Consider the following 16,563-nt stretch of genomic DNA (forward strand, 5'->3'; position numbering starts at 1 on the left):
AGAAGTATTTCATGTTTTTATTTATATTGACAGTATGTGTAACATCATTTACGATTAGTGTTAATAACAATAATTGATATTTGTCATGTTTGCAGTAATCGAAACTGGTGGAAAGCAGTATTTAGTAAAAAAAGGCAGCATAATTAAAGTAGAAAGATTACAAGCTGAAGAAAAAGAGGAAGTAGAAATCAATAAAGTGATTTGTGTTTCAAGTAATGGCTTATCTTGTTCATCTAATGCTGTTGTTAAAGCTGAAGTACTGGAGCAGTGTAGAGATAAAAAAATTATAATCTTTAAGAAAAAGAGAAGAAAAAATTACCGTAGGAAAAATGGTCATAGGCAGTATATTACTGTTCTTCGTATCAATGAAATTAGTCTTCAAAAGTAAGAGGTAAGATATGGCAACTAAAAAATCAGGTGGTAGTTCCTGTAATGGCAGAGATTCGGCAGGGCGTCGGCTCGGGATAAAGAAGAATGGTGAGGTTATTCCAGGTAACATAATTGTACGTCAAAGAGGTACAAAATTTCATCCTGGAAAGAATGTTGGTATGGGTAAAGATCATACGATTTTTGCTAAAACGAAAGGCTGGGTGAGTTTTAGAAAATCAGCAAATAAAAAGACGTTTATTGATGTTGTGCCTACAGATGATATGCAAGCCTTGGCTTGAATAGATACGGGTCTGTAGCTCAGGTGGTTAGAGCGCACGCCTGATAAGCGTGAGGTCGGAGGTTCAACTCTTCCCAGACCCACCATTTAAATTTGCAATAGTTTTGATATCGTGTAACTAAGCGATGGTTTTACATAAGAATTCAGTAACCAGTGAATCAGTAGCAGCCGGTCATCCAGACAAAGTAGCAGACCAGATTTCAGATGCAATACTTGACGAATACCTTTTTAATGACTCTTCCTCTCGTACTGCAATAGAGACTTTGGTTACTAAAGATAATGTTATTATAACTGGGGAAGTATTTGGGCCGAACATTGAAAATAGCAAGATTGAAAGTATTGTACGGAATACAATAAAAGATATTGGTTATGAGCATGATGGTTTCCACTGGGAAACAGTGAAAGTAAATATATTACTACATGAACAATCAAATGACATTGCAATAGGTGTGGATCAAGGTGCTGGGGATCAGGGCATAATGTATGGCTATGCAACAATAGAGACAGAAAGCCTCATGCCAGCACCCATTTTTTATGCACACTCGATTCTGAGAAATATTATGAGTATGGTCAAAGAGGTAAAGCTTGGTCCGGATGCAAAATCGCAAATCACTTTGGCGTATGAGAATAACCTTCCAGTGCGTGCTGAAAGTATTGTTGTTTCAATACAGCATCTTGAGGATCTGAGTCAATCGAAAGTGAAGGAAATAATTTATCCTTACATAGCTTCATCTTTACCTGAAGGGTGGATGTGCCCTAAAGAAAATCTCTTAGTCAATCCAACAGGTAGATTTGTTATTGGTGGACCAGTTGGTGATTGTGGATTAACCGGACGAAAAGTTATGGTTGATACTTATGGAGGCTATATTCCACACGGTGGAGGAGCGTTTTCTGGAAAAGATGCAACAAAAGTTGATAGATCCGCAGCTTATATGGCGAGATACCTTGCTAAAAATATTGTCTTTGCAGGTTTAGCTGAACGTTGTCTTGTGCAGCTTTCTTATGCAATTGGTGTCTCAAAACCTACTTCATTTTACATTGATACATTTGGCACGAATACAATAGATGAAGAGAGGATTAAAGGGTTTATTGAAGGTAACATAGATTTATCAACTAAAGGCATAATAAGACATTTATCACTTAATCGTCCTATATATAAACGTACAGCCTGCTATGGGCATTTTGGTAAAGAATCGGAAAGTGATGGTGGATTTTCTTGGGAAGGTGTGGACTTATCTACTGATTTTTGTAAAGAATTTAATATAGAAGAAGAAAAGAGAGAATTTCTTTAAACTATTAAACTCTTTTATTTCTAGCTTGATACTGATATAATAACTTATTATAAATTGTAAGTAACTTTTTAGTAACTATACTAGTTTTAATACTTATGAGGCTTACAAGATGTCCGACAAACCAAAAGAAGAATTTTATGATATTGCTATAAAAGAATCATCTGATCTTATTGAGGAAATAAAAGAACATCCTTTCAATGTTGAATTGATAAACAATACGCTAGATTATGAAAAGTTCAAAATTTATCTTCAGCAGGATTTTTTATATTTAGTGGACTGTACTCGTGCTTTATTGATTATTGCATCTAAAGTTGATGACATTGAAATAATGAGCAGTTTGGTTAATGTAGCAAGGGTAACATTTGCGGTTCGAAAGCAGTATACTGAATATTTTGAGACTTGTGATTTATCCGATAATCATAAAAAATCAGAATCTTGTTCTGCTTTCACTGACTTTTTTATGCGTGCTGCATATCATAATTCTGTTGCTGAAGCTTTAGCAGCGTCTTGTCCTTGTTTTAATATATACCAAATTATTATAAATCATATGGTAGGAGAGGTTATGCCTAAAAAAATTGAAGATCACAGATATCAAGGGTGGATTGATATTTATAATAACACAGTAATGAATGCTACGATTAATCAAGTTACTGACGTTGCAAATAATCTATATGCAAAGGCTGGTGATTGTGAGAGGAAAAAGATGCGTGAGTTTTTTAAGAGAGGTCTAGAGCTAGAAATAATGTTTTGGGATGAGATATATTCTCTAGCATAGTCTGTAGTATTAACACTAAATTATATTCTAGTTTATGTGATGTTTAGTGGTATAATTAAGAGTTATTATGGGTCAAATCTTTTAAAGGATATTATTGAGCATCCTTTCAATGTTGAGTTAGCAAATAATACTTTAAACATAGAAAATTTCAAGTTTTATATACAACAAGATGCATTTTTTGTAGCTGATTATGTTCGTACTGTTTTAATTATTGCATCAAAAATGGAGAGTTGTAACAACATTGTTCCATTGATTGAGGTGGCTCAAGGAGGAATAGAGATTATAAGAGTGTTATGCGACCACTACTTTGCTGTATACTCCATAAATCGTGGAGAAAAGTCGCTAGAGTGTTTCAATTTTACTAACTTTCTTTTGTCTACTTCGTATAGCGAAATTTATGAAGCTGTAACAGTTATTTACTCTTGCCATTTTATATATAAAGTTGCTATTGGTAGTATGAGAAGTAAAATTAAAAAAAATAATAGGTATAAGGATTGGTTTGATTTTTTTGGCAGTAGCTTGATGGAATCTGGATGTGTTGCTTTGGAAGGTATTGTTGACGAGTATTGTAACAAAGTAAGGGAAAGTGAAAGGACCAGAATGCTTGAATTATTTAAAATAACTGCACAATTTGAGTTAGGCTTTTGGAATAGCGCATATAATTTTTCAAAATTTGATCAAGATTTTAAGAAATATTGACAATTTTAAGCTAATTTGTATGCTTGGTACGTATTTTTGAAGATGATATGAAAAGTAAAGAACATGATTTTCATTTAGTAGACCCAAGTCCCTGGCCAATTGCTATATCAGCAGCAATTCTTGTTCTTGCACTTGGATTAGTTGGTACACTCCATAAACAAATTTCTGGAATATTTGGTTTAGTTTTGGGAATCTCTGCGGTATCAGGAGTGCTGTTTTATTGGTGGAGAGATGTAATAAGAGAAGCAATTTATGATAAATGCCATACTGCCATTGTAAAACATGGACTCAAGCTTGCAATGTACTTATTTATCCTCTCGGAAGTTGTGTTTTTTATAGCGTTCTTTTGTTCATTCTTTAAAGCCTGGCTTGATCCGATCTTTTTGTTTGAAGCGTTTTCTCCTACAAAAAAAATTGAATGGCCCCCTGAAGGGATTTTACCACCTGATCCATGGTCGTTACCATTCATGAATACACTAATATTATTACTTTCTGGTACAACAATTACCTCAGCACATCATTTTTTACTTGAAAATGATAAAAAAAGCATGATTAAAATGCTGTCTATAACTATATTGCTTGGGATGTTCTTTATAATAGTGCAAGCAATCGAACATCATGAAGCAAGTTTTTCTTTACGAGAAACAGGAGAAAAACTTATTTATACATCCAACTTTTACATGATTACTGGTTTTCATTGTGTGCATGTTATAATAGGTATAATATTTTTGTCAGTATGTTTATTTAGAGCTCGAAAAGATCAATTTACACCTCAAGATCACTTATGCTTTGAGTTTGCTTCTTGGTATTGGCACTTTGTCGATCTAGTCTGGATATTTTTATTTCTGTTTATTTATTGGTTAAGCCTTTATTAAGTGATTAAAATAATAGGTCTAGATCCAGGGATAAGCAAAACCGGTTGGGCCATTATCAGCCTGGAAGAAAAGAATAGTATTGAATTTTTGGGTGGTGGTGCCATATCAACTGATGGTAAATTGGGTACAGGTGAACGTCTACATATAATTTTTGAAGAATTAAAGAAAGTAATTTCTCTATATTCTCCAAATGAAGCTGCTGTAGAGAAAATTTTTGTTAATAAAAATCCAAAATCTTCACTAACTTTAGGATATGCAAGAGCAATTACAATTTTAGTATTACAAATGACGAAGTTGACCATGAATGAATATGATGCAAATTATATAAAAAAGAGCATTACCGGAGATGGTCATGCTGGTAAGGATCAGATTATATTTATGGTGAAGCAAGTAGTTAAAAACTCAAATATAAAATGTCACCATGCTGCTGACGCTCTTGCTACAGCAATTTGTCATGCTTATACGAAAAGTTCTTGTTTGATCAAGTAATTTTACGTGAATTCAGTTTAAAAAACTATTTGATGGTGTTTATCTTATCCAATGTTCGTTGCAGAATAATACATGCGGCAATTTTATCATCTATTTTCTTTGATTTTGTGATTGATATTCCGGTAATTTTTAGTGCGTGAGTTGCAAGAGATGTTGATAAACTTTCGTCTTGTAGATATATGTTTATCTTACATTTTTTTATTATTTTATTTGCGAATTGGATTATTGCTTTACACCATTCGGTCTCTTGGTCATCTATTTTGAATGGTAGTCCTATTACTATTGATCCAGCTTCATTTTCTTTGAATATTCTATACAGATAACCTAAATCTTTGCTTATATTTCTTCTGTAGTATATACTATGAGCTGTAGCTATAAGCTGTGTTTTATCACTAAATGCTACGCCTATTTGTTTTTCTCCCATATCAAGGCACATTATACGTTTATCTCTTGGAATAGACTTTAGAAATTCATCTGGATTTCTATGTAGCATCTATGAAAACATAACTTTTGTACAATTGTATTTTTGTGACAGTAAGGTATGTACAGTCTACTGGCATGATAGACATTCATCATAATTAATATCTGTTTTTTGTTGCAATATTTCACTTTTTTTGAATATGTCATGTGAGACCTTGTCAGCTCTCTGCATTGATTGTGATCTGCAGTAATATAAGCTCTTTAATCCTTTTTTCCAAGCAAGCATGTGTATTTTATGTAAGTAACGTTTATGCACATTGGCAGGTAAGAACAGATTTACTGATTGAGATTGACAAATATAAGAAGTTCTATCACTTGCATGTTCTATGATCCATTGTTGATCAAGTTCGTATGCTGTTTTAAATGTCAGTTTTTCATGCTTGCTAAGAAAATCTAAATGCTGAACAGAACCCTCATTTGTTGAAATTGAGGACCATGTTTCATCATTGTCTTGATTTTTTTCTGCTAGTAGTTTTTGCAAGAATTTATTTCGTACTACAAATGAACCTGTCAATGTCTTCTGTATAAATACGTTTGCTGCATATGGCTCTATTCCAGGGGAAGTGTTGCCTGCGATAATCGAAATTGAGGCAGTTGGAGCAATAGCGAGCTTATGTGTGAACCTTTCCATTAGATCGATTTCTTTAGCGTCAAGACATGGCCCTTTTTCTTCTGCTAATTTTTTAGAAACTACATCTGCTTGCTCGCGCAAATGCTTAAATATTTTTTTATTCCATTGTTGGGCTGTTACTGATTCAAAAGGAACCATTTTACTTTGTAAAAATGAATGAAAACCCATCACGCCAAGACCGATACTACGCTCTCTTATTGCGGAATATTTTGCTCGCTGTATTTCATTTGGTGCTTGGTTTATGAAATCCTCTAATACATTATCAAGAAAACGCATTATATCTTCTATGAAAAGCTCATTATCTTTCCATTCTTCGTAGTATTCAAGATTTACGGATGATAAACAACATACAGCAGTGCGCGACTTGTTCAGGTGATCGTAACCTGTAGTTAAAGTTATTTCACTGCATAGGTTTGACATTTTGATATCTAAATTGAGCTTTTTGTAAGGTTCTGGTTTATTGTTATTTGTTGCATTAAGAAAGATAATATAAGGTTCTCCAGTTTCAATTCTTGCTGTTAATATTTTAATCCATATATCCCGTGCTTTTACTGTTGAAATAACTTTATTGTTATGAGGGCTTATTAAATCCCATTCTTGATCATCTTCAACAGCTTGCATAAACTTATCTGTTACTATTACAGCATGATGTATATTTAATGCTTTGCGATTTGGGTCACCACCAGTTGGCTTACGTAAATCTAGAAACTCTTCTATTTCTGGATGCCATACAGGAAGATAAACTGCTGAGCTTCCTCTTCTTAAGGATCCTTGGCTGATTGCAAGCGTCAGAGCGTTTTGTACTACGATAAATGGCACAATTCCTGATGTTTTACCGCTACCTTTGACACTTTCACCAATTGAACGTAAATTTCCCCAATAACTACCTATTCCACCACCACGTGCAGCGAGCCAAACATTTTCATTCCATAGATCAACTATTCCCTTCAAGCTATCTTCAGTTTCATTAAGAAAGCAGGAAATAGGCAATCCTCTTTTGGTACCGCCGTTACTAAGTATTGGTGTTGAAGGCATGAACCACAAGTTGCTCATGTAATCATAAAGACGTTGTGCATGTTTTCTATCATCAGAATAGTAATTAGCAATACGTATAAAGAGATCTTGATAACTTTCATTTTCTATTAAATACCTATCCAATAGAACTGCTTTTCCAAAATCGGTTAATTTACTATCTTTTGCGTAATTAATAGTAATGTAATTCATAAGGCTCCTTTTATGATAATATAGAAATTTATTTGAGCGATTTCTCGATTAAGTTGTTGAATTTGTTTGTGGATGTTGTAATGCAAATAAGATACCATCAACCTGACTGCCATATATTTTACAGTAACTCATTTGACTTATTTGCATATTTGTTTCTTTTGCAACATGCTGAATATAATCTTCTGAATGACGAAAATAATCTCCTTTGTTTACAAAGTCAATACCTCTACCTTCCTTTCTTCTTACTAAACATACAATAACCCCTTTTTTGTTTGTCAATCTTTTTGCTAGTTCCAATTCTGCTAGAAAATCATGTAGATAGTGTAGCACTTCAGCAAAGATAATTACATCATACTGCTGGTTCTTCTCTTGTTTAAGAAACTCTTTCATTTCTGTATGTATTAACTCATTGTAAACAGGTTTACCTTTTATAAGACATCCTCTTGCAATATTGAGCATTCTATTTGAGATGTCAACTCCTGTTATGCGACTTCTAATATTATTTATTTTTAGGAAGTGACCACATATTCCAGTACCGCAACCAAGGTCAAGTATATTCAGTTCAGAAGTGGAGTTGTGAAAGATTTTTTTGATTATCATATGTACTAGTTCATGTCCTCTGTATTGTTTGGCAATTAACCAATGTTCAACAAAATATTCACCTGTGTAATCAAAATATTGCTTTATGAGATTTTCAGGCAATTCTACAATATCTGATGTGTTTGTTATTTTCTTTATATAGTAAGAAGCTTCTTTGTGACTACTATCTAATTTTAGCGTCTTTGTTAAATAATTATAAGCTTTATTAGTATTGCCTACTGCAAAATGACATCTTCCGATATTATACCAGACTAGAGGTAAATTAGGGTAGAATATGCTAATTAACCAAAATCTTAACTTTGCATCTGATATATTACCTTTATAGAAGTGATATAACCCGATTTCAGTGTTGGTATTTAACAGGTTTTTAGATTTTTCAAGAAACACTACAATTTCTTTATGGAGAGTACTGTATTTATCCATAATGAAATTTTTTACTTTTTTACTATTTAATAAGCCAGTGAGCTTGGATATACAATTTAAAGCAAAGTTTTTTATAAAAGATAGATTACTTTTCATACATTAGAAATACTCCAAATGTTCATTTTCATTTTTAGGTAACTAATTTTAACACATTTTATCTTACAAAATATCTTTTTCATTAATTTTTCTGTACATATCAATTTATCAAATATTTCTCAGATTGTACTGTTTAAGATTGCTGGTATATTGTTGTTGATAATAATAGGTAAATGTTTTGTGTAAAAAGGCGTTGACATATGATTTATCAGATTGTAACATATAAAAGATTAGTTTTTAGATGTTTGAAAAGTTTTATGGTAGAGATTATTTAATCTCAATTCAATTGTAAGTTAATATTTAACTCTGCATATTCTACATATAGTCAGATAAATAAATTATTAAGAGCACTTGATGGATGCCTTGGCGTTAAGAGGCGATGAAGGACGTGGCAGGCTGCGATAAGCTGTGGGAAATTGTCAACAAATTTTGATCCGCAGATTTCCGAATGGGGAAACCCAACTAGCTTAGCTAGTTATTATATACTAAGTATATAAGGCAAACTTGGTGAACTGAAATATCTAAGTAGCCAAAGGAAAAGAAATCAACCGAGATTCTGTTAGTAGTGACGAGCGAAAGCGGAAAAGGCTAGTGATTTAAAAATAAGAATTAGAATACTCTGGAAATGGTAACCATAGAAGGTGATAGTCCTGTACAAATAGAAAGTTTTTAAATCCTTGAGTAGAGCGGGGCACGTGAAATCCTGTTTGAATATGGGGGGACCATCCTCCAAGCCTAAATACTCCTTAACGACCGATAGTGAACAAGTACCGTGAGGGAAAGGTGAAAAGAACCCCGGGAGGGGAGTGAAATAGAATCTGAAATCAAGTGCTTACAAACAGTTGGGGCTCTATATCAATTTATTGATATTTAGAGTGACAGCGTACCTTTTGCATAATGGGTCAGCGAGTTAATCTATGAAGCAAGCTTAAGCCGGTAGGTGTAGGCGTAGCGAAAGCAAGTCTGAATAGGGCGTTTAGTTTTATGGATTAGACCCGAAACCAAGTGATCTAGTCATGACCAGATTGAAGGTATGGTAAAACATACTGAAGGATCGAACCAGTTAATGTTGCAACATTATTGGATGAGTTGTGATTAGGGGTGAAAGGCCAATCAAACTTGGAAATAGCTGGTTCTCCGCGAAATCTATTTAGGTAGAGCGTTGTATTTATGTTGTTGGGGGTAGAGCACTGGATAGACTAGGGGGATTCATCATCTTACCAAATCTAACCAAACTCCGAATACCAATAGTTAATTATACAGCAGACACACTATGGGTGCTAAGTCCGTGGTGGAAAGGGAAACAGCCCAGATCACTATCTAAGGTCCCAAAATTACAGCTAAGTGGGAAAGGAAGTAGAAAAACCATTACAGCTAGGAGGTTGGCTTGGAAGCAGCCATCCTTTAAAGAAAGCGTAACAGCTCACTTGTCTAAATAAGTTTTTCTGCGCCGAAAATGTACCGGGGCTAAAGCTGTATACCGAAGATGTGGGTGCTTATTGATTTCGATTAATAGGCGCGGTAGCGGAGCGTTCCGTAAGTCTGTGAAGGTGGTTTGTAAAAACTGCTGGAGATATCGGAAGTGAGAATGCTGACATAAGTAGCGTAAAAGAGTGTGAAAAACACTCTCACCAAAAATCTAAGGGTTCCTACGTTAAGTTAATCTGCGTAGGGTTAGTCGGTTCCTAAGGCGAGTCCGTAAAGGAGTAGTCGATGGCAATTAGGTTAATATTCCTAAACCTCTTAAGTGTGACGGGTTTTGTATTTGTATAGGTCTGATTGGATTGATCTATGCTTAAAAGAAGCTCCAGGAAATAGCACTTATATTTATGAGGCCGTACCGTAAACCGACACTGGTGGATGAGTAGAGTATACTAAGGTGTTGAAAGAATGATGTTGAAGGAACTCGGCAAATTATACCTGTAACTTCGGAAGAAGGGTAACCCGCTTTTAGGCAACTATGAGTAGGTGGCACAAAATAGGGAGTAGCGACTGTTTACTAGAAACACAGGACTCTGCAAACACGTAAGTGGAAGTATAGGGTCTGACGCCTGCCCGGTGCTGGAAGGTTAATAGGAGGGGTGCAAGCTCTGAATTGAAGCCCCAGTAAACGGCGGCCGTAACACTGACGGTCCTAAGGTAGCGAAATTCCTTGTCGGGTAAGTTCCGACCCGCACGAATGGCGTAACGATTTCTCCACTGTCTCCAACATCACTTCAGCGAAATTGAATTCCCCGTGCAGATGCGGGGTACCCGCGGTTAGACGAAGAGACCCCGTGCACCTTTACTATAGCTTTACATTGCTATTAAAAGTGTGATGTGCAGGATAGGTGGGAGACTTTGAAGTTATGGCGCTAGCTATAATGGAGTCAACCTTGAGATACCACCCTTTACACTTTTGATATCTAACTATGTTTCATTATCTGGAACTAGGACATTGTATGGTGGGTAGTTTGACTGGGGCGGTCGCCTCCTAAAAAGTAACGGAGGCGTGCGAAGGTAAGCTAGAGCTGGTCGGAAATCAGCTTGATAGTACAATGGCATAAGCTTGCCTGACTGCGAGGCTGACAAGCCAAGCAGAGACGAAAGTCGGTCATAGTGATCCGGTAATTCTGTATGGAAGGGTTATCGCTCAACGGATAAAAGGTACGCCGGGGATAACAGGCTGATGGTGTTCGAGAGTTCATATCGACGACACCGTTTGGCACCTCGATGTCGACTCATCACATCCTGGGGCTGGAGAAGGTCCCAAGGGTTCGGCTGTTCGCCGATTAAAGTGTTACGTGAGTTGGGTTTAGAACGTCGTGAGACAGTTCGGTTTCTATCTGCCGTGGGTGAAGGAAATTTGAGAAGATCTGACTCTAGTACGAGAGGACCGAGATGTATATACCTCTGGTGTACCAGCTGTTATGCCAATAGCATCGCTGGGTAGCTATGTATAGATGGGATAATTGCTGAAAGCATATAAGCAAGAAACCCTCTTCAAAAAAATTTCCCAATTAAGGCCGTGGGAGACTACCACGTTGATAGGCTAGGTGTAGAAGCATGGTAACATGTGAAGCTAACTGGTACTAATAGCCTGATTGATTTATTTGCTTTCTATATGTGCATATGCAGTGTTAAATATTAAATTAAAATTTGTTAAGTCAGAAATTTTTGTTGACTTGGTGGCTATAGCAAAAATGAACCACCCGATCTCATTTCGAACTCGGAAGTGAAACTTTTTAGCGCCGATGATACTTAAAAAGGGAAAGTAGGTCGTTGCCAAGTTTATAAAAATTTCTTCTTATTTATATCTTTTCAGTAGAGCGATGAAACAAGGTAAACATAGAGTAGCTGTGAGGTAATATAACTGATCTTTTAGAACTCTGCGAAAACTTTAAGATAAAAGTAGAAAATTTAAAAGTAGAATTTGTCACCTATTTGCAAATTAGGAGGAGAGATAGCAACATTTAACAAATCATCAAACAATTGATCTTCCGAAAATCAAACTTTATATAATTGAATATTAATTAAGTTATTGGAGATGAGGAGAAAGAAGAAGTAGCAAACTACCAAGAAGCAGATACATTCGGTCCAAGGGTTAGTTGATAATTGTAGTACTCAGTTGATTTTATAAAAATTCAAAACGTGAGAATTATAAGTGATGTTTTTAATGTAAATTGAAAGCATATCAAATAGTGAATATAGAGTTCCTTCAAAATGCAAAAAGGTGTATGAGCAAATCGAATAAGAAAAGTGAGGTTTTGCGCATCAACATGTTATAATAAAGGTAAACTTGGTTAGTGCTGAAGCAATACTGCAAGTTTTAAAGGGAAAGAAGATTTAAAAGACAGTGTATGTTGCAATCGTAATAGTCGCTGACAGGTACTTTGAAACATAGCTGAACTATTGAAGTTAAAATTCTGGGCTGTTACTTAAAAAACGCATCTACTGAATTATTTATGCTAAAAAAAGCTTTATTAAAAAATGAAACAGAAGTGTAAGAAAGTTGCAAAACGTATAAGGTATTACTTGAAGCTACCTATCTGAAGCAACTGGAGCTTCTCAAGTTGCGAAAAATATTTTAAAATCTGAAAGAACGATGTGAAATTTTTTAAGTAAACCAGAAAGTATTCCACTATCATGCTGAACAGCAAATTAGGTATTATATCGTTTACTGTAAAAGCTCATATTTTACGTAATCAGAGCTAGGAACTTGAAAGGATAATTTCATTATACTTAACATGGAAACAAAGAGAACTGTACAATCCCCTGCCTATCGTTTCTTGAACCACTTCCCTGAACGGGTACTTTTATCAAACTATTCTCTTATTGTAATGAGTTGCTTCTATATTAAAATTTAGCAATTTCCCTCTAGGATTATCTTTATTTTGTTCTAAGTATTGGCTTTGTTCAAATGCCATTCCCCATTGTGTACGATAGCTAGACTTTCTATATTCATAAAAACTCTCTTCAGCATTATTTGTATCGAGCTTTTTATCTTGTTTTTTTATACTCTTTACCTCAAGCACCCACATCTATTAATTTATCTTAAAAACTTCACTTATCTTATCATAAAAAATATAGCTGTAAATACTTTAGTGAAAATTCCTTCTTATTTCATCTTTCTTTAAGCAAATATTGAGGTCTTTTTGTAAATTTTTATAGCCTGCTTGCATAATGTTTTTATGGGTTAGTATTATGTAATAGTATCCTACATTACTTATATTAGAAATGCTAACTTTAGCTAGCATTCGTAATTGCCTTTTTATTTTATTTCTTTTTGCTGCTTTTCCGACTTTTTTACTGATAGCCAGACCTACTCTAATAACATGAATATACTTTTCAGGTTCTCTTTCTTTTATAGCATATAGTGATATATATACCCCTCGATAAAAAAGACTGTAAGGTGCTAATCTGTTTTTAAAAGCAAAGGAAAACTCTTTTTTTTTATGCTTACTATGCGCATAATTTATTACACCCTAATGAGCGACGCTTATTAAGAATTTTTCTTCCAGCTTTTGTTGACATACGTGAACGAAATCCATGTTTGTGCTTTTTTTTTAAATTTTTTGGTTGAAATGTTCTTTTCATTGTTTTTATATTAATATGACTATTTATTTTAAACTATTTTGCTCTATTGTCAAATAATGGTCAACTTCTATGGCATTCTTGTTGAATAAAATTTGATATATGGAAAAATGAATTTAATTATAGGCGTACCTGTTTTACTAATCCTTTTATTTTGTTTAAGTAAGTTTCAAGCAGTAAGTAAAGTTAAGTCTTATATATATTTGAGTTGTATGTGGATGCTACCTTGTTTGTTAGCATTCTATGATGGTTATTTTATAACTTCTATTTCTATAGCGTTACTTTTTTTTATGCTGATTTTTATCTTTAAAAGTAAAAGAAATAAGATGGTAAAATTTTTGTTATTTATGGCTTTAGCAATATCACTTTTTATCACTTTATTTATAATGCTATCTATTTTTGTTCAGTCCATTTCTTTTTTTAATAAAGTAGCTATTTCAGAATTCTTATTTTGCTTAAAATGGAAGCATAATGTAGCTATTATTGGTGAAGGAGAGGTGGGGTGTTTTGGTATAGCGCCACTTTTAGTGGGGACATTACTTATAACTATTGTAGCAATGTTAGTTGCGGTGCCGCTTGGTTTATTTTCTGCAATATATATTAGTGAGTATGCGAGTGAAAAAGTGCGTTATGTTATTAATACAGCCTTACAGGTTTTGTCTGCTATTCCTACTGTTGTATATGGATACTTCTCAGTTGTATTTTTGTCTTTTTTTATAAAGCAGGTAGCGAATTTTTTTAATCTAAGTATACACTCAGAAAGTGCTTTGATTGCTGGTTTATCGATTGGAATAATGATTCTTCCTTTTATTATTTCTTTGCTTGAAGATGCTATAAGATCTGTTCCAAAAAGTTTACGTTATGGTTTTATGGCGCTTGGCGCAACACCAGCGGAAACTATATGGCATATAACAATACCTTATGCAATGCCTACAATTTTAAGTTCAGTTTTATTATCAATTTCAAGGGTGATAGGTGAAACAATGATTGTACTAATGGCTGTGGGAATCAATGCAAATTTGACCTTTAATCCTCTCAATTCAGTTACTACTATCACTGTACAAATTGCTACATTACTTACCGGAGATCAGGATTTCAATAGTGTGCAAACTCTTGCTGCTTATGCGCTTAGTTTGGTGCTGTTTGTTATTACTTGGCTATTGAATGCATTTGCATTGTTTATAATGAAACGTAACTAGTAAGTGTTTTAATATTGCAAAATTTCTGTTAATAATATAAGATTTATTTTCTTTAGAAGTTCTTTTATAGAATTGTAGTGTTAGGTGATGAAAGAGATGAGTACAGGTAAAGTAGTTAAAATAACTCAAGCAGTTGTTGATTTAAAATTTGAAGGCGAGTTACCTAAGATATTTAATGCTTTAAAAAGCAAATTAAAATGTAAGGGCAAGGAGCTAGTTTTAGAGGTTTCACAACATATAGGTGACAATATAGTTCGTTGCATTGCTATGGATAGCACAGATGGTATGTCAAGAGGTGATGAGTTTGTTGATACAGGTGCACCAATATCAGTTCCGGTTGGACGCTCAACTTTAGGAAGGATTTTTAATGTTGTAGGAGAGCTTATAGATGAGTGTGGTCCTTTAAAAGGAAAGTATAATTTAGAACCTATACATAGATCACCTCCAAGTTTTACCGAGCAGAAGATACAGGAAGAAGTTTTAGTTACAGGAATAAAGGTTATAGATCTTCTTGCTCCTTATCTTAAAGGAGGAAAAATTGGCTTATTTGGTGGAGCTGGTGTTGGTAAAACAGTTCTGATAATGGAATTGATTAACAATATAGCAAAAGCTCATAAAGGATTTTCTGTGTTTGCTGGAGTAGGAGAGAGAACGCGTGAAGGTAATGATCTTTATAACGAGATGATTACTTCGAATGTAATAGATATAAATGAGCATGAAAAATCTCAAGCCGTTTTGGTTTATGGTCAAATGAATGAACCTCCTGGAGCAAGGGCTAGGGTTGCTTTAACAGCACTAACTATGGCGGAGTATTTTCGTGATCATGAAAATCAAGATGTTCTATTTTTTGTAGATAATATCTTCCGTTTTACTCAAGCTGGCTCTGAAATTTCTGCTTTGCTTGGAAGAATACCGTCGGCTGTTGGTTATCAGCCAACTCTTGCGACTGATATGGGCGCTATGCAAGAGAGAATAGCCTCAACTACTGCTGGTTCTATTACTTCTGTACAGGCTATATATGTTCCTGCAGACGATTTGACCGATCCAGCTCCAGCAACGACATTCTCTCATCTTGATGCCACTACAGTGTTGTCAAGGCAGATAGCTGAAATGGGTATATACCCTGCTGTTGATCCACTTGACTCAACTTCTCAGTCTTTATCTGCTGAAATCATTGGTGAAGAACATTATAATGTGGCTTCTGAGGTGAAACGTATATTGCAAACTTATAAGTCGCTGCAAGATATTATTGCAATACTTGGTATGGATGAACTATCTGATGAAGATAAAATTATTGTTGATAGAGCTCGTAAAATTCAGAAGTTTCTTTCTCAACCTTTTCATGTTGCTGAGGTATTTACTGGCATGTCTGGCAAATTTGTTTCACTTTCTGATACTATTTCTAGTTTTAAAGGAATTATTGAAGGTAAATATGATCATCTGCCAGAAGCTGCTTTTTATATGGTGGGAAGTATAAGTGAAGCAATAGAAAAAGCTGAATCAATAAAAGCTGAAGTTGGAGCCGGACATTAAAGATTATGAACACTTTTAAGGTGCAATTTTTTTCTCCTGATAATCGAATTTCATTCGATGAAGTGGTCTCGCTTTCAGTGAGTGGGCTTGAAGGGGAATTGATGATTTTAGCCTGCCATTCCCCTTATTTAATTTATTTATTGCCTGGTATAATTACTGTTAAAATGAGTAACCAGACAAAGGAAAAAGTTGTAATTGATAATGGTATATTAAAGGTTACAAATAATAATTGTAGCATTCTAACAAATCAAATTCAGGTTTTTGATCACCTGACTCATTATGAGGAATCATTAAAAGATAAGAGAGTTGGTATATATTTAAGTTATCTTGATGTCAAATCTCTTTAGGGGCTCTTTTTTGTTCAAGAAATAAATCTACTCTTGTCATCTCAATGTTTGTCGTTCAAGTAGCTGACACACAACTGTACGAACATTAGAAGGATATCATCCCAGTGCGTGACACTGGGATCTATCTTATTTTCATCATGGATATGATTTTAACATATGT

General features: G+C 34.5%; 16 protein-coding genes, 1 tRNA gene, 2 rRNA genes and 1 pseudogene. 14 read left to right on the plus strand and 6 right to left on the minus strand.

The window, feature by feature from the left end; translation table 11 throughout:
• Positions 1-85: 85 nt before the first annotated feature.
• From rplU to ruvC, 8 genes are all read left to right on the plus strand, one after another.
• Positions 86-388 carry a 50S ribosomal protein L21 gene (gene rplU / locus OM967_RS06860; protein WP_015588327.1) on the plus strand — a complete coding sequence of 101 codons (303 nt, stop codon included), beginning with the start codon at positions 86-88 and terminating at the stop codon, positions 386-388.
• Positions 389-398: 10 nt separating this feature from the next.
• Positions 399-668, plus strand: a complete 270-nt coding sequence (gene rpmA, locus OM967_RS06865; RefSeq protein ID WP_006012184.1) for a 50S ribosomal protein L27 — start codon at positions 399-401, stop codon at positions 666-668.
• A gap of 8 nt (positions 669-676) precedes the next feature.
• Positions 677-753, plus strand: a tRNA-Ile gene (locus tag OM967_RS06870).
• A 39-nt stretch (positions 754-792) separates the two neighbouring features.
• The gene (gene metK, locus OM967_RS06875) at positions 793-1,959 is read left to right on the plus strand and encodes a methionine adenosyltransferase (RefSeq protein ID WP_264337834.1); all 1,167 of its coding nucleotides are present in this window, start codon (positions 793-795) and stop codon (positions 1,957-1,959) included.
• 109 nt (positions 1,960-2,068) lie between these two features.
• The gene (locus OM967_RS06880; RefSeq protein WP_264337835.1) at positions 2,069-2,734 is read left to right on the plus strand and encodes a TenA family protein; all 666 of its coding nucleotides are present in this window, start codon (positions 2,069-2,071) and stop codon (positions 2,732-2,734) included.
• Positions 2,735-2,773: 39 nt separating this feature from the next.
• On the plus strand, positions 2,774-3,433 hold the full coding sequence (locus tag OM967_RS06885; RefSeq protein WP_211907825.1) for a TenA family protein: 660 nt from the start codon (positions 2,774-2,776) through the stop codon (positions 3,431-3,433).
• 47 nt (positions 3,434-3,480) lie between these two features.
• The gene (locus tag OM967_RS06890) at positions 3,481-4,308 is read left to right on the plus strand and encodes a cytochrome c oxidase subunit 3 (RefSeq protein ID WP_264337836.1); all 828 of its coding nucleotides are present in this window, start codon (positions 3,481-3,483) and stop codon (positions 4,306-4,308) included.
• Positions 4,309-4,797 (plus strand): crossover junction endodeoxyribonuclease RuvC, encoded by a 489-nt coding sequence (gene ruvC, locus OM967_RS06895; RefSeq protein WP_211907830.1) that lies wholly within the window; start codon positions 4,309-4,311, stop codon positions 4,795-4,797.
• Between the two features lie 25 nt (positions 4,798-4,822).
• On the opposite strand, the gene ruvX is transcribed toward ruvC, so the two are convergent.
• From ruvX to OM967_RS06910, 3 genes are read right to left on the minus strand one after another with little or no spacing between them, the layout of a single operon-like run.
• Complete coding sequence (gene ruvX / locus OM967_RS06900; RefSeq protein WP_264337837.1) at positions 4,823-5,290, minus strand: Holliday junction resolvase RuvX; 468 nt, start codon at positions 5,288-5,290, stop codon at positions 4,823-4,825.
• 57 nt (positions 5,291-5,347) lie between these two features.
• Complete coding sequence (locus tag OM967_RS06905) at positions 5,348-7,132, minus strand: ribonucleoside-diphosphate reductase subunit alpha (RefSeq protein ID WP_250120301.1); 1,785 nt, start codon at positions 7,130-7,132, stop codon at positions 5,348-5,350.
• Between the two features lie 48 nt (positions 7,133-7,180).
• Positions 7,181-8,251: a methyltransferase domain-containing protein gene (locus OM967_RS06910; protein ID WP_211907834.1), complete on the minus strand. Its 1,071-nt coding sequence runs from the start codon at positions 8,249-8,251 to the stop codon at positions 7,181-7,183.
• A gap of 331 nt (positions 8,252-8,582) precedes the next feature.
• Here OM967_RS06910 and OM967_RS06915 point away from each other — a divergent pair.
• From OM967_RS06915 to OM967_RS06925, 3 genes and pseudogenes are all read left to right on the plus strand, one after another.
• Positions 8,583-11,347 (plus strand): 23S ribosomal RNA (locus tag OM967_RS06915).
• A 67-nt stretch (positions 11,348-11,414) separates the two neighbouring features.
• Positions 11,415-11,521 (plus strand): 5S ribosomal RNA (gene rrf, locus OM967_RS06920).
• 191 nt (positions 11,522-11,712) lie between these two features.
• A pseudogene (locus OM967_RS06925) lies at positions 11,713-12,523 on the plus strand (IS66 family transposase); the annotation flags it as partial.
• A gap of 26 nt (positions 12,524-12,549) precedes the next feature.
• Here the strand turns inward: OM967_RS06925 and OM967_RS06930 are convergent.
• From OM967_RS06930 to rpmH, 3 genes are read right to left on the minus strand one after another with little or no spacing between them, the layout of a single operon-like run.
• The gene (locus tag OM967_RS06930; RefSeq protein ID WP_211907835.1) at positions 12,550-12,771 is read right to left on the minus strand and encodes a hypothetical protein; all 222 of its coding nucleotides are present in this window, start codon (positions 12,769-12,771) and stop codon (positions 12,550-12,552) included.
• Positions 12,772-12,831: 60 nt separating this feature from the next.
• A complete protein-coding gene (gene rnpA / locus OM967_RS06935) occupies positions 12,832-13,209 on the minus strand; it encodes a ribonuclease P protein component (protein WP_250120424.1) in 378 nt (125 codons plus the stop codon).
• Positions 13,193-13,327 (minus strand): 50S ribosomal protein L34, encoded by a 135-nt coding sequence (rpmH, locus tag OM967_RS06940; RefSeq protein ID WP_010404613.1) that lies wholly within the window; start codon positions 13,325-13,327, stop codon positions 13,193-13,195. Before rpmH ends, rnpA begins: the two co-directional genes overlap by 17 nt.
• Before the next feature lie 107 nt (positions 13,328-13,434).
• Here rpmH and pstC point away from each other — a divergent pair, with 107 nt between their 5' ends.
• The 3 genes from pstC to OM967_RS06955 all read left to right on the plus strand — a co-directional run bounded on the left by pstC (position 13,435) and on the right by OM967_RS06955 (position 16,403).
• On the plus strand, positions 13,435-14,523 hold the full coding sequence (pstC, locus tag OM967_RS06945) for a phosphate ABC transporter permease subunit PstC (protein WP_211907836.1): 1,089 nt from the start codon (positions 13,435-13,437) through the stop codon (positions 14,521-14,523).
• A 96-nt stretch (positions 14,524-14,619) separates the two neighbouring features.
• Complete coding sequence (gene atpD, locus OM967_RS06950; protein ID WP_211908760.1) at positions 14,620-16,056, plus strand: F0F1 ATP synthase subunit beta; 1,437 nt, start codon at positions 14,620-14,622, stop codon at positions 16,054-16,056.
• A gap of 5 nt (positions 16,057-16,061) precedes the next feature.
• Positions 16,062-16,403, plus strand: coding sequence for a F0F1 ATP synthase subunit epsilon (locus OM967_RS06955; protein WP_264337838.1), 342 nt, complete (start codon positions 16,062-16,064; stop codon positions 16,401-16,403).
• Positions 16,404-16,563 lie beyond the last annotated feature (160 nt).

Origin of the sequence: Wolbachia endosymbiont (group B) of Dolichovespula media (assembly GCF_947179505.1) — a bacterium.
In the GTDB taxonomy this organism is placed as follows: domain Bacteria; phylum Pseudomonadota; class Alphaproteobacteria; order Rickettsiales; family Anaplasmataceae; genus Wolbachia.

What these genes read in the sequence shown, in the direction of transcription:
- OM967_RS06910 (WP_211907834.1), bottom strand. Translation starts at nt 8,251, where the DNA reads ATGAAAAGTAATCTATCTTTTATAAAAAACTTTGCTTTAAATTGTATA.
- metK (WP_264337834.1), top strand. Translation starts at nt 793, where the DNA reads ATGGTTTTACATAAGAATTCAGTAACCAGTGAATCAGTAGCAGCCGGT.
- OM967_RS06955 (WP_264337838.1), top strand. Translation starts at nt 16,062, where the DNA reads ATGAACACTTTTAAGGTGCAATTTTTTTCTCCTGATAATCGAATTTCA.
- OM967_RS06885 (WP_211907825.1), top strand. Translation starts at nt 2,774, where the DNA reads ATGTTTAGTGGTATAATTAAGAGTTATTATGGGTCAAATCTTTTAAAG.
- ruvX (WP_264337837.1), bottom strand. Translation starts at nt 5,290, where the DNA reads ATGCTACATAGAAATCCAGATGAATTTCTAAAGTCTATTCCAAGAGAT.
- rplU (WP_015588327.1), top strand. Translation starts at nt 86, where the DNA reads ATGTTTGCAGTAATCGAAACTGGTGGAAAGCAGTATTTAGTAAAAAAA.
- pstC (WP_211907836.1), top strand. Translation starts at nt 13,435, where the DNA reads ATGAATTTAATTATAGGCGTACCTGTTTTACTAATCCTTTTATTTTGT.
- OM967_RS06880 (WP_264337835.1), top strand. Translation starts at nt 2,069, where the DNA reads ATGTCCGACAAACCAAAAGAAGAATTTTATGATATTGCTATAAAAGAA.
- OM967_RS06890 (WP_264337836.1), top strand. Translation starts at nt 3,481, where the DNA reads ATGAAAAGTAAAGAACATGATTTTCATTTAGTAGACCCAAGTCCCTGG.
- atpD (WP_211908760.1), top strand. Translation starts at nt 14,620, where the DNA reads ATGAGTACAGGTAAAGTAGTTAAAATAACTCAAGCAGTTGTTGATTTA.
- rpmA (WP_006012184.1), top strand. Translation starts at nt 399, where the DNA reads ATGGCAACTAAAAAATCAGGTGGTAGTTCCTGTAATGGCAGAGATTCG.
- OM967_RS06930 (WP_211907835.1), bottom strand. Translation starts at nt 12,771, where the DNA reads ATGTGGGTGCTTGAGGTAAAGAGTATAAAAAAACAAGATAAAAAGCTC.
- OM967_RS06905 (WP_250120301.1), bottom strand. Translation starts at nt 7,132, where the DNA reads ATGAATTACATTACTATTAATTACGCAAAAGATAGTAAATTAACCGAT.
- rpmH (WP_010404613.1), bottom strand. Translation starts at nt 13,327, where the DNA reads ATGAAAAGAACATTTCAACCAAAAAATTTAAAAAAAAAGCACAAACAT.